This window comes from Saccharothrix longispora (assembly GCF_031455225.1).
GTDB lineage: Bacteria > Actinomycetota > Actinomycetes > Mycobacteriales > Pseudonocardiaceae > Actinosynnema > Actinosynnema longispora.
On sequence record NZ_JAVDSG010000001.1, the window covers coordinates 427,735 to 442,615 of the forward strand.

General features: G+C 71.6%; 15 protein-coding genes. 13 read left to right on the forward strand and 2 right to left on the reverse strand.

All coding sequences use genetic code 11. The features are described from left to right. Positions 1 to 122: 122 nt before the first annotated feature. From J2S66_RS01875 to J2S66_RS01920, 9 genes are all read left to right on the forward strand, one after another. Complete coding sequence (locus J2S66_RS01875) at positions 123 to 1,784, forward strand: ABC transporter substrate-binding protein (RefSeq protein WP_310302963.1); 1,662 nt, start codon at positions 123 to 125, stop codon at positions 1,782 to 1,784. Further along, on the forward strand, positions 1,781 to 2,896 hold the full coding sequence (locus tag J2S66_RS37050; RefSeq protein ID WP_374726059.1) for an ABC transporter ATP-binding protein: 1,116 nt from the start codon (positions 1,781 to 1,783) through the stop codon (positions 2,894 to 2,896). Before J2S66_RS01875 ends, J2S66_RS37050 begins: the two co-directional genes overlap by 4 nt. Further along, positions 2,893 to 3,873 carry an ABC transporter permease gene (locus tag J2S66_RS01890; protein ID WP_310302965.1) on the forward strand — a complete coding sequence of 327 codons (981 nt, stop codon included), beginning with the start codon at positions 2,893 to 2,895 and terminating at the stop codon, positions 3,871 to 3,873. The genes J2S66_RS37050 and J2S66_RS01890 overlap by 4 nt, the downstream gene beginning before the upstream one ends. Before the next feature lie 3 nt (positions 3,874 to 3,876). Continuing rightward, positions 3,877 to 4,899 carry an ABC transporter permease gene (locus tag J2S66_RS01895; protein WP_310302967.1) on the forward strand — a complete coding sequence of 341 codons (1,023 nt, stop codon included), beginning with the start codon at positions 3,877 to 3,879 and terminating at the stop codon, positions 4,897 to 4,899. Further along, positions 4,896 to 5,903 (forward strand): ABC transporter ATP-binding protein, encoded by a 1,008-nt coding sequence (locus tag J2S66_RS01900; protein ID WP_310302970.1) that lies wholly within the window; start codon positions 4,896 to 4,898, stop codon positions 5,901 to 5,903. Before J2S66_RS01895 ends, J2S66_RS01900 begins: the two co-directional genes overlap by 4 nt. A gap of 42 nt (positions 5,904 to 5,945) precedes the next feature. Then, positions 5,946 to 7,346: a GH1 family beta-glucosidase gene (locus tag J2S66_RS01905; protein WP_310302973.1), complete on the forward strand. Its 1,401-nt coding sequence runs from the start codon at positions 5,946 to 5,948 to the stop codon at positions 7,344 to 7,346. A 363-nt stretch (positions 7,347 to 7,709) separates the two neighbouring features. Continuing rightward, positions 7,710 to 8,312 (forward strand): uracil-DNA glycosylase, encoded by a 603-nt coding sequence (locus tag J2S66_RS01910; protein ID WP_310302975.1) that lies wholly within the window; start codon positions 7,710 to 7,712, stop codon positions 8,310 to 8,312. 70 nt (positions 8,313 to 8,382) lie between these two features. Next, positions 8,383 to 8,859: a TspO/MBR family protein gene (locus J2S66_RS01915; RefSeq protein WP_310302977.1), complete on the forward strand. Its 477-nt coding sequence runs from the start codon at positions 8,383 to 8,385 to the stop codon at positions 8,857 to 8,859. Between the two features lie 315 nt (positions 8,860 to 9,174). Then, positions 9,175 to 9,678, forward strand: a complete 504-nt coding sequence (locus J2S66_RS01920) for a DinB family protein (RefSeq protein WP_310302979.1) — start codon at positions 9,175 to 9,177, stop codon at positions 9,676 to 9,678. 148 nt (positions 9,679 to 9,826) lie between these two features. Here the strand turns inward: J2S66_RS01920 and J2S66_RS01925 are convergent, their stop codons facing one another. Both J2S66_RS01925 and J2S66_RS01930 read right to left on the reverse strand, forming a co-directional pair. After that, positions 9,827 to 10,273 (reverse strand): cupin domain-containing protein, encoded by a 447-nt coding sequence (locus J2S66_RS01925; RefSeq protein WP_310302982.1) that lies wholly within the window; start codon positions 10,271 to 10,273, stop codon positions 9,827 to 9,829. Next, entirely contained in the window at positions 10,263 to 11,819 is a 1,557-nt protein-coding gene (locus J2S66_RS01930; protein ID WP_310302985.1) for a diguanylate cyclase domain-containing protein, read from the reverse strand. The genes J2S66_RS01925 and J2S66_RS01930 overlap by 11 nt, the downstream gene beginning before the upstream one ends. A 177-nt stretch (positions 11,820 to 11,996) precedes the next feature. Between J2S66_RS01930 and ruvC the strand changes: the two genes are divergently transcribed. The 4 genes from ruvC to yajC all read left to right on the forward strand — a co-directional run bounded on the left by ruvC (position 11,997) and on the right by yajC (position 14,758). After that, a complete protein-coding gene (gene ruvC, locus J2S66_RS01935) occupies positions 11,997 to 12,575 on the forward strand; it encodes a crossover junction endodeoxyribonuclease RuvC (RefSeq protein ID WP_310302987.1) in 579 nt (192 codons plus the stop codon). Then, entirely contained in the window at positions 12,572 to 13,162 is a 591-nt protein-coding gene (gene ruvA, locus J2S66_RS01940) for a Holliday junction branch migration protein RuvA (RefSeq protein ID WP_306745445.1), read from the forward strand. Before ruvC ends, ruvA begins: the two co-directional genes overlap by 4 nt. Next, positions 13,159 to 14,277, forward strand: coding sequence for a Holliday junction branch migration DNA helicase RuvB (gene ruvB / locus J2S66_RS01945; RefSeq protein ID WP_310302994.1), 1,119 nt, complete (start codon positions 13,159 to 13,161; stop codon positions 14,275 to 14,277). The genes ruvA and ruvB overlap by 4 nt, the downstream gene beginning before the upstream one ends. A 100-nt stretch (positions 14,278 to 14,377) precedes the next feature. Beyond that, the gene (gene yajC, locus J2S66_RS01950) at positions 14,378 to 14,758 is read left to right on the forward strand and encodes a preprotein translocase subunit YajC (protein ID WP_310302997.1); all 381 of its coding nucleotides are present in this window, start codon (positions 14,378 to 14,380) and stop codon (positions 14,756 to 14,758) included. The last annotated feature ends 123 nt before the right edge of the window (positions 14,759 to 14,881 follow it).

Here is a 14,881-nt window from a genome sequence, read left to right on the forward strand (position 1 = left end):
TGGCTCACCGGGGTTGAGTTCTCCAACGACACCGGGACGCACGCAGCGCCCCACACCGCGATGGCACCGCGGTCCGCACCAACCCGAGCGCTCGCCCTTCCCCGCCCCGACAAGGAGAACCCATGCGACTCAGGCGAACGTCCGCCCTCGCCGTCGCGGCAGCCCTGCTGTTCTCGGCCGCCTGTTCGGCCACGAACCCCGGCACGAACAGCAGCAACACCGAAGGCGTGCTGAACGTCGGCATGCCGAACGGCCCGCAGACCGAGAACAACAACCCGTTCCTCAACTCGTCGGCGGCCAGTTCGCTCGGCTACCGCAGGCTCCTGTTCGAGCCGCTGGCGATGGTCAACGAGGTGAACCCCACGGAGAAGCCCAAGCCGTGGCTGGCCACCGAGTGGACGTGGGCCGACAACTACACCAAGCTCAGCCTGACCATCCGCGACGGCGTGACCTGGTCCGACGGCAAGCCGCTGACCGCCGAGGACGTGGCGTTCACCTTCCAGCTGCTCAAGGCCAACCCCGGCCTGAACATCGACTCGGTGCCCTACGACCAGGTGTCGTCCTCCGGCACCAAGGTCGACGTGGTCTTCCCCCGGTCGCAGTTCGTGAACCAGAAGAAGATCCTCGAACAGCTCATCGTGCCCAAGCACATCTGGTCGACGATCGCGAGCCCCACCACCGAGACGGTCAAGACCCCCGTCGGCAGCGGCCCGTACACGCTGAAGTCGTTCACGCCGCAGACCGTCACGCTGGCCGTGCGCGACTCGTACTGGCAGGAGCTGCCGAAGGTCAAGGAGGTCCGCTACACCTCCTACAGCGACAACAACGCGCAGACCACCGCCCTCGCGACCGGCGCGGCCGAGTGGAGCTTCGTGTTCATCCCGAACTACGAGGCCGTCTACACCTCGAAGGACCCCGAGCACTACAAGCTCTGGTTCCCGCCGGTGCTGGGCATCCACGGCCTGTGGTTCAACACGAAGGTCACGCCGTGGGACAACCCGGCCCTGCGCCGCGCGGTCAACATGGTGATCAACCGCGACGACATCTTCACCCAGGGCGAGGCCGGGTACTTCTACCCGAAGGTCGACCACATCACGGGCATCCCGCTGCCCGCCGGCGCCTCGTACATCGCGCCCGAGTTCAAGGACAAGACCGTCAAGGTCGACGTCGAGGGCGCGAAGAAGGAGCTGACCGCCGCGGGCTTCACCTTCGACGGCGACAAGCTCAAGGACCCGTCGGGCCAGCCCGTCACGCTGAAGATGACCGTGCCCTCGGGCTGGTCGGACTACGTGACGAACCTGGAGATCATCAAGGACAACGTCTCGCAGATCGGCATCGAGGCGACCGTCGACCTGCCGAACGCCGACGCGTGGACCAAGGCGCTCGACACCGGTGACTTTCAGGCCGCGCTGCACTGGACCAACAACGGCCCGACGCCGTACGACATCTACGAGAACATCATGAACGGCGCGCTCTACAAGCCGATCGGCGAGGGCGGCATCAACGGCAACTACGGCCGTTACGAGAACCCCGAGGCCACCGCGGCGCTGAACGACTTCGCCAACGCCCCGGACGAGGCCACCCGCACCGCGGCGATGCACAAGCTCCAGCAGATCCACGTCCGCGACATGCCGGTCGCCATCACCTCCGCGGCCAACGCGGGCGGCCAGTACAGCACCAAGAACTGGATCGGCTGGCCGGACGAGGCCAACCCGTACGCGCCCGCCCAGCCCACGCTGGAGAACGCGCTCGACGTGGTCATGCACCTGAAGCCGGCCGCATGACGACGAGCACTTCCCCGTCGGCCTCCGGGACCACCGCAGAGGTGGTCCTGGAGGCCGACGGCCTGACCAAGCACTTCCCGGTCCGCAAGCGCGGGCGAGAGCTGCTGTCCAGGGCGGTGCGCTCCGTGCGCGCGGTCGAGGACGTGACGCTCAGGCTGCACCGCGGCCGGGTCACCGCGCTGGTCGGCGAGTCCGGTTCGGGCAAGTCGACGGTGGCCCGCCTGCTGGCGCAGCTCTACCCCCGGACCTCCGGTGCGATCCGGCTGCACGGCGAGCCGGTCGACACCAAGGGCGGCAAGCGCTTCCGGGCGTACAGCAAGCGCGTCCAGATGATCTTCCAGGACCCGTTCGCGTCGCTGAACCCCGTGCACACCGTGCGCTACCACCTCACCCGGGCGCTGAAGATCCACGGGAACGCGGGCACGAACGCCGCCGAGCAGGAGCAGGCGCTGGTCGACCTGCTCACCCGGGTGCAGCTCACCCCGCCCGAGCGGTACATCGACAAGTTCCCGCACGAGCTGTCCGGCGGCCAGCGCCAGCGCGTCGCGATCGCGCGCGCCCTCGGCGCCGACCCCGAGGTGCTGCTGGCCGACGAGCCGGTGTCGATGCTGGACGTCTCCATCCGGCTCGGCGTGCTGAACCTGCTGCGCGACCTCAAGGAGCGCCTGCACCTCGCCATCCTCTACATCACCCACGACATCGCCTCGGCGCGCTACTTCGCCGACGAGACGTTCGTGATGTACGCGGGCGGCATCGTCGAGGGCGGCGACAGCGAGACCGTCACGCAGCGGCCCGCGCACCCGTACACGCAGCTGCTCATCGACTCCGCGCCCGACCCCGACCGCCCCGCCGCCGAGGTCAAGGACGGCGGCACGGGCGAGCCCCCGTCGCTGATCACGCCGCCGTCCGGCTGCCGGTTCCACCCGCGCTGCCCGCACGCCATGAAGGTGTGCCCGGAGAAGGCGCCGCCGCGGTTCGCCATCGGCGACGACGGCGCCGCGGCCGGTGCGGCCGGTGCGGTCGGCGACGGGGCGCACTTCGCCGCGTGCTGGCTCTACGGCGACCTGTCCGACGCCGACCGGGTGAAGCTGCGGCGGGAGGACGGGCGGTGAGCTACCTCCTCAAGCGGATCGCGTTCTACCTGTTCACCGCGTGGGCCGCGATCACCATCAACTTCTTCATCCCGCGCGTCATCCCCGGCGACCCGGTGCAGGCGCTGATCACCCGCTCGCGCGGCCAGATGACCAGCGAGGCCGTGCAGTCGCTCTACGTGCTCTTCGGGCTGGACAAGGACGAGAGCCTGCTGGAGCAGTACTTCACCTACCTCGGCCAGCTGCTGTCCGGCGACCTGGGCCTGTCGTTCACCTACTTCCCGTCGCCGGTGTCGCAGGTCATCGGCGACGGCCTGCCGTGGACGCTCGGCCTGGTCGGCATCACCACCGTGCTCGGGTTCGTCATCGGCACGGCGCTGGGCACGGGCATCGGCTGGCGGCGCGGCTCGTGGGCCGACGCGCTGATCCCGATCACCACGTTCGTGTCGTCCATCCCGTACTTCTGGCTGGGCCTCATCGCGATCGCGCTGCTCACCGGGCCGGACAGCTTCTTCCCGGCCTCCGGCGCGTACGACAACGGCCTCGTGCCCAACCCGGACCCGGAGTTCATCGGCAGCGTCATCCGGCACGGCATCCTGCCCGCGTTCACCATCCTGATCTCGTCGATGGCGGGCTGGATCCTGAGCATGCGCAACATGATGGTCACGGTGGCCTCCGAGGACTACGTGACCGTCGCGCACGCCAAGGGCCTCACCGACCGCCGCGTGATGCTGTCCTACGCGGCCCGCAACGCGCTGCTGCCCAACGTTTCCGGGTTCGCGCTGTCGCTGGGCTTCATCGTCGGCGGCACGCTGCTGGTGGAGATCGTGTTCTCCTACCCCGGCCTCGGCCTCCAGCTGTTCCAGGCCGTCGGCGCCAAGGACTACCCGCTCATGCAGGGCATCTTCCTCATCATCACGCTGTCCGTGCTGCTGGCGAACTTCCTCGCCGACGTGGCCTACCTCGCGCTCGACCCGCGCACCCGACGGGAGGGCTGAGCAGTGACCGTCGTTCCCTCCACCGCGGCGTCGACCCCGGCCGCGGCGCCGGTGAAGCGCCGCAGGCTGCGGTTCGTGGCCAACCCCAAGGCCACCGTCGGCCTGGTCCTGCTGGGCTTCTTCGCCCTGATCGCGCTGATCGGGCCGTGGATCGCCCCCTACGACCCGTCGGCGCGCAGCAGCGACCTGCTCCAGCCGCCGTCGGCGGCCCACTGGTTCGGCACCACCCACCTCGGCCAGGACATCTTCAGCCAGGTCGTCGTGGGCACCCAGAGCGTCATCGTCGTCGGCTTCGTGGCGGGCATCGTGGCCACCGTGCTGTCGGTGCTGGTCGGCGTCACCTCCGGCTACCTCGGCGGGGCGGGCAGCGAGGTGCTGTCCGCGCTGTCCAACGTGTTCCTGGTGCTCCCGGCACTGCCACTGATGATCATCATCACGTCCACGCTGCCGGAGACCGGCACGCTCACCATCGCGCTGCTCATCGGCTTCACGTCCTGGGCGTGGGGCGCGCGGGTGCTGCGGGCCCAGACGCTGTCGCTGCGCGGCCGCGACTACGTGGAGGCCGCGCGCGCCACCGGCGAGAAGACGTGGCGGATCATCCTGTTCGAGATCCTGCCCAACCTCACCGCGGTCATCGCCTCCGGCTTCGTCGGCACGGTCATCTTCGCCGTGACGCTGGAGATCACGCTGGCGTTCATCGGCGTCGGCGCGGGCAGCGGCTGGAACTGGGGCACCGTCCTGTACTGGGCGCAGAGCCAGCAGGCGCTCGGCCAGGGCGCGTGGTGGTGGTTCGTCCCCGCGGGCCTCGCCATCGCGCTGCTGGGCACCGCGCTGTCGCTGGTCAACTTCGGCATCGACGAGTTCGTCAGCCCGCGCCTGCGCGGCGGCGGCAAGACCAGCGTCAAGACCGCGGACGGCCACACCGTGCGGATGCGCGTCGGCTTCACGCCGGTGCTGGCGTCCACACCGGTCGGGAAGACCCCGCCGAAGGTCGGGGCCGGGGCCAACGGGAAGGCGGAGTCGTGAGCGACGCAGTGCTGGAGGTCCGCGGCCTCAACGTGGACTACGGCCTGGGGGACGAGGCCGTGCACGCCGTCCGGGACGTCGACCTCACCCTGCACCGGGGCGAGGTGCTCGGCCTGGCGGGGGAGAGCGGCAGCGGCAAGTCCACCCTGGCCTACGGCCTGACCAGGCTCCTGCCGCCGCCCGGCGTGATCTCCGGTGGCGAGGTGCTGTACCACCGCGACGGCGGCGAGCCCGTGGACGTGCTGCGCATGTCGCACGCCGAGCTGCGCGCGTTCCGCTGGGCGGAGACCGCGATCGTGTTCCAGGGCGCGATGAACTCGCTCAACCCGGTGCACCGCGTCTCCACCCAGCTCACCGACGTGATCAAGGCGCACGACCCGCGCAGCACCCCCGCGGCCCGGCTGGCCCGCGCGCGTGAGCTGCTCGGCCTCGTCGGCATCGCCGGCGACCGGCTCGACAGCTACCCGCACCAGCTCTCCGGCGGCATGCGCCAGCGCGTCATGATCGGCATGGCGCTCGCGCTGGAGCCGAAGGTCGTCATCATGGACGAGCCGACCACCGCGCTGGACGTGGTGGTGCAGCGGCAGATCCTGCGCCAGCTCGTCGAGCTGCGCGAGCGGCTGGGCTTCTCGGTCGTCTTCATCACGCACGACCTGTCGCTGCTGGTCGAGTTCTCCGACCGGATCGCGATCATGTACGGGGGGCGGATCGTCGAGGAGGCGACCTCCGGCGAGCTGTACCGCAACCCGAAGCACCCGTACAGCCACGGGCTGCTGAACTCGTTCCCGGCCCTGCGCGGGCCGAAGCGCGAGCTGACCGGGATTCCCGGTTCGCCACCGGACCTGCGCGGCATGCCCCCGGGCTGCTCGTTCCACCCCCGCTGCCCGCACGCGATGGAGCGCTGCGGCGTGGAGGTGCCGGTGCTCGGCGTGCCCCACGACCACGTGGGACCCGACCGCACGGTGGCCTGCTGGCTGCACCCCGTTCACGACAACGGGTCCTGAACCAGGTCCACGACACCTGGCTCCGACCTCCTGAGGAGATCCATGGACACCACGGCGCCGACCGTCGGGCTCGACCCCGCGATCGACACCCTGCCCGCCTCGTTCCGCTGGGGCGTGGCGACTTCCGCCTACCAGATCGAGGGCGCCCACGACGAGGACGGCCGCACGCCGTCCATCTGGGACACCTACTGCGCAGTGCCCGGCATGGTGCCGAACTTCGAGAACGGCGACGTCGCCTGCGACCACTACCACCGGATGCCCGAGGACGTGGAGCTGATCCGCTCCCTCGGCGTGGACACCTACCGGTTCTCCGTGGCGTGGCCGCGCGTGCAGCCGGGCGGCACGGGCCCGGTCAACGCCAAGGGCCTCGCGTTCTACGACCGGCTCGTGGACGAGCTGCTCGGCAAGGGCGTCGACCCGTGGGTGACGCTCTACCACTGGGACCTGCCGCAGGAGCTGGAGGACGCGGGCGGCTGGCCGCACCGCGACACCGCCTACCGGTTCGCCGACTACTCGATGCTGGTGTTCGACGCGCTCCAGGACCGCGTCCGCACCTGGACCACGCTCAACGAGCCGTGGTGCACGGCCATGCTCGGCTACTACGAGGGCCGCCAGGCGCCCGGCAGGCAGGACTTCGGCGCGGCCATCCACGCCGTGCACCACCTGCTGCTCGGCCACGGCCTGGCCACCCAGCGGATGCGCGAGGCGGCGACGCGGCCGACCGAGTTCGGCATCACGCTGAACATGAGCCACGCCTCCCCGGAGACCGACAGCGAGCCGGACCGCGCCGCGGCCCGCCGCGCCGACGGCCTGTCCCGCCGCATCTACCTCGACCCGTTGGTCAAGGGGCACTACCCGGCGGACGTGGTGGAGGACCTGGCGGCGCGCGGCGTCACCATCCCCGTGCAGGACGGCGACCTCGACGTCATCCGGCAGCCGATCGACGTGCTGGGCGTGAACTACTACTCCAGCGCGAAGCACTCCGGCACCGACGAGAACGGGAACACCGCGGACGCGGACGGCCTGCCGGTCGGCCGCGAGGTCCGGTTCGGCGCGCCGGTGACCGCCATGGACTGGGAGATCGTCCCGGAGGGCTTCACGAACCTCCTGGTGCAGATCGCCGAGGACTACCCGGGCGTGCCGATGGTCATCACGGAGAACGGTGCGGCGTTCGACGACGCGCCGGACGAGTCCGGGTTCGTGCGGGACGACGACCGCACGGCCTACCTGGACTCGCACATCGCGGCCGTCGCCAAGGCCCGCGAGCTGGGTGCCGACGTCCGCGGCTACTTCGCGTGGTCGCTGATGGACAACTTCGAGTGGTCCTACGGCTACGAGAAGCGCTTCGGCCTGGTGCACGTGGACTACGACACCCAGGTCCGCACGCCCAAGAGCAGCGCCCTCTGGTACCGGGACACCATCCGCCGGGTCAAGGGCGGCTGACCGGGACCGCTCGGACGCGCACGCGGCCGGCGGCCGGGGACCCACGTTCCCCGCCCACCGGCCGTTCCGGCGGTCAGCCCAGGTCGGCAACGGTCGGCAACGGGGAGAGCGCTCTCTCGCCCTTGCTCGAAGTGTCGCGAACCCAACGCGGAACAGTCGATGCGCACGCTGTCGACCCCCGCTGGGCGGCACCCTGCTCCATCTGCGCACCTGGACGGCGGCGGGGACCGCACGCGAGCGTGACCCGTTGGGCCGTTCGGATCCCGGTGACGAGCCGGCGCGGCGGAGCGCTACGGCCTGACCACGCACGACGCCCGGACGGCGGATGGCCTCCACCCGACCGTGCCGGAACCCTTGTCGACCATGGACGTCTTCCCCTCCGCTCCGCGGGCGCACCGCAACCCGGTGCTCGTCGCGCGCAAGATGGCACTGGTCAAGGCGGCCCACATGGCGAAGCTCACGGAGTTCGCCCAGCGCATCGCCACCGAGCGCAAGGTCGACGTCCCGCTGTTCGACCCCGCCAGCGGCGGGACCGGGTCGAAGGTGCTGCTGCTCCTGGAGTCACCCGATCCGGGGGCCGTCCGGTCCGGCATCAACTCGCTGGACAACGACGACCCGACCGCCGCCAACGGTTTCACCGCGGTGGCCGAGTCCGGGCTTTCCCGCAAGGTCTGCCTCGCTTGGAACGTGGTGCCCTGGCACCTCGCCGGCCGCTCGCCCACCCCCGCCGAGCTGCGCGGCGCCGTCCCGTACCTGGTGGACCTCCTGCGGCTGCTGCCGGACCTCAAGGCGGTCGTCGTGCTGGGCCGCCCGGCGGGCACCGGGTGGACGCTGTCCGGTCGCGGCCACAAGCTGAAGGTGTTCAACGCGCCCCACCCGTCACCGCTGACCATCAACCGCGACCGCGCGGGCAAGTGGCCCCAACTGGTGGACGCCTTCCGGCAGGCGGCGGCGGCGAGCGCCTGAGCCACCCGGCCGGGCGCGCCGCGCGACGTCCTGTCGTGCGGGACCCGCCGCACCTTCCTAGCCTGGACCCATGACGACGCAGCCTGCGGTCCGCCACCCGCTCGCCGGCCTGGCCGTTTTCGCCGTCGCGGTCGCGGCGGCGGCCGTGGTCGGCTCACTCGCCGCGACGTCGTCCGCGGAGCGCTACCAGCAGCTGGACACCCCCTCCTGGGCGCCGCCCCCCTGGCTGTTCGGTCCCGTGTGGACGGCTCTGTACGTCATGATCGCGGTGTCCGGCTGGCTGTTCTGGAAACGGCACGGCGTGCGCTGGGAACTGGGCCTGTTCGCCGCCCAGCTCGTGCTCAACGCCGCGTGGACGCCCCTGTTCTTCGCCGCCCAGCGGTACACCCTGGCGCTCGTCGACATCATCGCCCTGCTGGTCGTGATCGTCGCCCTGATCGTCGCGTTCGGCCGCCGCCACCGCCCCGCCGCGCTGCTGCTCGTGCCCTACCTGGCGTGGGTCGGCTTCGCGACCGCCCTGAACGCCGCCATCGTCAGCCTCAACTGACCCCCGCCCGAGAGTCCAACCCCCAGGCTTGGACTCTCGGGGGCAGGTGCGGGTGGCCTGGGTGTTCAGGTGGGCGGCGGTGCCCAGGATGGCCGGGAGGATGCCGGCCACCGACTCCCAGGACGGCGTCGTGGCCGGGTTCCGGCTGCTCTGCGCGCAGGGCGTGACGTCCTCGACACCCGCCCACTCCACCCACGAGTGCCGTCGAGCGCAGGACTTCACCCCCGAATCCCGCTCACCGCCAAATCAAGGACCGAACCTGTCCGCATTCCTCTCTAGCGTTGGCCGTGACACCGAATCGGAAGGCGGACCACCATGAGCACCACCGCGATCGCGTCGAGCGAGCTGACCGACCTGCTGGCGGTCCTGGCCAGGGCCCGGGGCTTCCTCCGCCACACCGTCCGGGGCCTGACCGACGAGCAGGCGCGCCTCACGCCCACCGCCAGCCAGCTGTCCCTGGGAGGGCTGGTCAAGCACGTCCGCACCGTCGAGGAGAGCTGGCTGCGGTTCGCCGTGGGCGGCGCCGAGTTGATGGAGAGCGTCGAGGCCGACTGGGAGAACGGCTTCCGCATGCTGCCGCACGAGACCCTGGACGGCCTGCTGGCGGACTACGCGGAGACCGCCGCCACGACCGAGCGCACCCTGGCGGGGCTGGACCTGGACACTGCCCACCCGCTTCCCGTGGCCCCGTGGTTCGAGGCCGGCGCGTCGTGGTCGGTCCGCACCGTCGTGCTGCACATGATCGCCGAGACCTCCCAGCACTCGGGTCACGCCGACATCATCCGCGAGACCATCGACGGCCAGAAGACGATGGGCTGACCCCGCGAGTCGTGCGTTCAAGCCGGGCGTGTCGTGCGTTCAGGACCCGCGTGTTCTTCACTCGCGGGTAAGAACACGCGGGGCCTGAACTTACGACTCGCGGGGCCTGAACTTACGACTCGTGGGGGCTGGGGTTACGACTCGCGGGTCAGAGGCGGCAGAGGCGGCGGATCGCGTCGGCGTGCGAGGGGTACGCCGGGGCGAGGACGTCGGCCGCGCCGAACGTGACCACGTCGTCGGTGTAGGGCGGCACCACCACCGTGCCCACCAGGGACCAGGGCCCGGCCGGTTCGGACGCCTGCCACACGCCCGCGGGCACCACGACCTGCGGGCGTTCACCGGCGGCCAGGTCCGACCCCAGCACGGGCGTGGTCACCTCGCCGTCCGGGTGCAGCAGGAGCATGCGCAGTGCCGAACCCGCGTGGTGGGCGTAGACCTCCAGGTGGTCCAGCCGGTGCACGCCGGAGAACTCGCCCTCCCGCAGCAGGTAGTGGATCGCCGACGCCTCCGCCGAGCGCCACGACTGGCCGAACCAACCGCCCTCCACGGGCAGCTCGGCCAGGCCCAGCAGCGCGATCACCTCGTCAGCGGTCACCGGCGCGCTCCGCCCCCAGATCGGTTCCCAGGTCGGCCTCGACGGACCCGTGCACCACCACCATCCCCTTGCCCAACCGCTTCGCCGTGTACATCGCCGCGTCCGCGCTGCCCAGCAGGTCGTCGGCGGTCAACGACGGGTCGAACGCCTCGCGGTGCGACACCCCCACCGACGCGCGCACCACGTGCGTGCCGGACGCCGTGGCGTGCGGCGCCCCCAGCGCGTCCAGCACCCGCTGCCCGATCTCCTCCGGCGCCTGCGGGTAGCCGTCGACCAGCACGCCGAACTCGTCGCCGCCCAGCCGCGCCACCACGTCCTGCGACCGCACGCACGCCTGCAACCGCGCCGCCACGACCCGCAGCACGGCGTCGCCCTCGGCGTGCCCGAAGTTGTCGTTGACGTCCTTGAAGCCGTCCACGTCGATGAACAGCACCACCACCGGCGACGTCCCGGCCAGCGCCGCGTCCAGCCGCTCCCGGAACAGCGCCCGGTTCGCCACCCCGGTCAACGGGTCGTGGTACGCCTGGTGCCGCAGCCGCTCCCGGCTCTCCCGCAGCTGGTCCAGCAGCTTCACGTTGTCGATCAGGGTCAGCAGCTGCCGGGCGATCACCAGCAGCACCACGCCCAGGCCCACGTAGATCTCGAACGGGTTCAGCCGCACGCCCGTCGCCGTGCCGACCACGATGAACAGGCCGGTGACGAGCATCGGCAGGTACGGCACGAGCAGGTGCAGCAGCTCGCCCGCCCGCAGCCGCGTCGCGCCGGTGCGCTCCCGGGCCGTCCCGCCGGGCGCGATCGAGCCGAGGAAGAACAGTGCCGGGCACACCATGAACCCGATGTCCGCGGCCGTCGGGATGGCCGTGGCGCCCTTGCTGACCAGGTAGGCGAACACCCACCCGGACCCGGACTGCGCCAGGCCCGCCAGCGCGATGAACAGCACCGGCAGCTGCCGCACCGACCGGTGCGTCCACGACGACACCAGCAGCACCACGAGCATCACCAGGTACAGCGCCGGGTGCGCCACCACGGTCGCGAAGCCGGGACCGGACGTGGCCCACGCGCGGACCATCGACTCCAGCAGCGACACCCACGTGAGCACGAACAGCGAGCCGACCACGATCAGCCCGTCCAGCACGACCACGAACCGGCTGCGGTGGCCGGGCAGCGTGCCGGAGCCGCCGTGCGCCAGCACCAGGACCGCGCACAGCCCCAGCACGGGCACCAGCATGAACCCGATCGGCGCCAGCGTCGTCGAGGGCAGCGCCACGCCGAGCACCACCTGGCCCCAGATCCACACGCACAGGCCGACCGCCAGGCTCGCCATCGAGGCGGCCATCCACAGCCGCCAGCGCCGCGCCACCCCGCGCCGCCGCCGCGCCGCGCGCCAGTACGACACCATCGCGGCGACCGAGAAGACGAGCTGGGTGAACTTGTCGACGGCGACGGAGGCGGGCCGGTCCAGCGCGCCCGAGACGACCAGGCAGACGATCGCGAACACCAGGGCGCACACGGCCGTCGCGACGACGCCGAACCGCCTCAGGGTCATGGACCTCGCCTCGATGCCGGGACCGGACTCGACCTGGTGGACCGAGCCACTCTAGTAAGAGTGGTGACGCTGTGTCGATCTGGGGTGGCGTTTCGTCACCCTGCGCGTGTCCTGCCGCGTGCCCGCACCCGACCCTCTAAGGTTCGAACTGGTGTTCGTCGTTCGAGGGGACCAGCGGTGCGCGTGTTCGGAGTCGACCCGGGCCTGACCCGGTGCGGGTTCGGGGTGGTCGACGGCGGCCCCGGCCGCACGGTGCGCCCGGTGGCCGTGGACGTCGTGCGCACGCCCGCGGACGCCGACCTCGCCGTGCGCCTGCTCCAGCTCTCCGACGCCGTCGAGCGGTGGCTCGACACCTACCGGCCGCAGGTGGTGGCCGTCGAGCGGGTGTTCAGCCAGCACAACGTGCGCACCGCGATGGGCACCGCCCAGGCGGGCGGGGTGGTGGCGCTGTCGGCCGCGCGCCGGGGCCTGCCCGTGGTGTTCCACACGCCCAGCGAGGTGAAGGCCGCCGTCACCGGCTCGGGCCGCGCGGACAAGGCGCAGGTGACCGCGATGGTGACGAAGCTGCTCGGCCTCAAGGTCGCGCCCAGGCCCGCGGACGCCGCCGACGCGCTGGCGCTGGCCATCTGCCACCTGTGGCGCGCGCCCATGCGGTCGCGGCTGGAGGAGGCTCAGGCGAGGGCGGCGGAACTCGCCCGGACCCACCGCGCGAAACTGGCCCAGGCAGTCGCCAAGACCGGAGGTAAGACCGAGTGATCTCGTCGCTGCGCGGCCAGGTGCAGTCCATCGGGCTCGACCACGTGGTCGTCGAGGTCGGGGGTGTCGGCTTCGCCGTGCAGGCCACTCCCGCCACGCTCGCGACCCTGCGGCGCGGCGAGGAGGCCTCGCTGGCCACCTCGCTCGTGGTGCGCGAGGACTCGCTGACCCTGTTCGGGTTCGCCGACGCCGAGGCGCGCGAGCTGTTCGGCCTGCTCCAGACGGTGTCCGGGATCGGGCCACGGCTCGCCCTGGCGACGCTGGCCGTGCTGGAGCCGGACAAGCTGCGCGCCGCGCTGGCCGAGGGCAACATCACCGTGCTCACGCAGGTTCCCGGCATCGGCCGCAAGGGCGCCGAGCGGCTGATCATCGAGCTGCGCGACAAGGTCGGCCAACTGGCGACGACGCCCACCGCGGCGAGCGACGCGGGCGTGGTCCGCACCCAGGTCACCGAGGCCCTGCTGGGCCTGGGCTTCCCGGCCAAGCAGGCGGAGGCCGCGGTGGACGCCGTGCTGGCCGCCGACGGCGCGCTGGGCACCTCCGACGTGCTCCGCCGCGCCCTGACCGCGCTGGGCCGCAAGCGATGACCACCTTCGGACCGGACGACTTCGCGGACCCCGCCGATTTCACCCGGTCGGACGATCTCGCCGACCCCGGCGAGCGCGACACCCTCGACCCGCTGCCCGACCCGACCGAGCGGGACGTCGAGTCGACGCTGCGCCCCAGGGACCTGCACGAGTTCGTCGGCCAGCCGAAGGTTCGCGAACAGCTCGAACTCGTGTTGCACGGCGCGATGCGGCGCGGCGCGCCCCCCGACCACGTCCTGCTGTCCGGCCCGCCCGGCCTGGGCAAGACCAGCCTCGCCATGATCATCGCGGCCGAGCTGGGCGCGTCCCTGCGCATCACCTCCGGCCCCGCCCTGGAGCGCGCGGGCGACCTCGCGGCGATGCTGTCGAACCTGGTCGAGGGCGACGTGCTGTTCATCGACGAGATCCACCGGATGGCCCGCCCCGCCGAGGAGATGCTCTACCTCGCCATGGAGGACTTCCGGGTGGACGTCGTCGTCGGCAAGGGGCCGGGCGCGACCAGCATCCCGCTCGACATCGCCCCGTTCACGCTGGTCGGGGCCACCACCCGGTCCGGCGCCCTCACCGGGCCGCTGCGCGACCGGTTCGGCTTCACCGGGCACATGGAGTTCTACACGCCCGACGAGCTGGAGCTGATCGTCCGCCGCTCGGCCGGCATCCTCGGCGTCGACCTGCGCGAGGACGGCGGCCGGGAGATCGCCGGGCGCTCCCGCGGCACGCCCCGCATCGCCAACCGCCTGCTCCGGCGGGTCCGGGACTACGCGGAGGTGCGCGCGGACGGCGCCGTCACCCTCAAGGTCGCCCGGGACGCGCTGGCCGTGTACGACGTGGACGAGCTGGGGCTGGACCGGCTGGACCGGGCGGTGCTCGGCGCGCTGGTCCGGTCGTTCGGCGGCGGCCCGGTCGGCGTCTCCACGCTGGCCGTCGCGGTGGGGGAGGAGCCGACCACCGTCGAGGAGGTCTGCGAGCCGTACCTGGTGCGCGCCGGGATGCTCGCGCGCACCCCGCGCGGCCGGGTCGCGACCGCCACGGCGTGGCTGCACCTGGGCCTCACGCCGCCGCCCCAGGCGCCGGGTGAGGCCACCCGGTCGCTGTTCGACGACGCCTCCGGGTGATCAGGATTACTGACCTGGCACAATCGGGAACGGCACCCCAGAAATCCGGACGTTCCGGGCGCTGACTCGCGCCCGGAGCAGTCCGGTCGATCGGAGAATGATGGACCTGTCCTCCTTGATGTTCCCGCTGCTGCTCGTGCTGCTCGCGGTGCCGCTGTTCCTCAGCGCCCGCAAGCAGAAGAGGGCGGTCGCGGAGCAGCAGGCGCTGATGAACTCCCTGGAGCCGGGCGACCGGGTCATGACCACCTCCGGGTTGTTCGCGACCGTCGTCGACGCCAGTGACGACTCCAGCATCGACCTGGAGATCGCCGACGGCGTGGTCACGACCTGGCTGCGCCAGGCCATCCGCGAGAAGGTCGTCGCGGACACCGAGAGCGACGCCGTCGTGGACGACGTGACCGACGTGGACGCCACCGCCGACGAGCCCGCGGCGGACCGCGTCACGGTCGCCGAGCCGGTGGAGCACAACACCAAGAAGTAGGCGGCACCCCGCAAGCCCCCCCGCGCCTGGAGCCGGCAACTGTGAACGTGCCGACTCCAGGCAGTGACGCGCAGCTCACACAATCAGGGGTACGCTGCGCCATCGCTGACCTTGTCAACTATC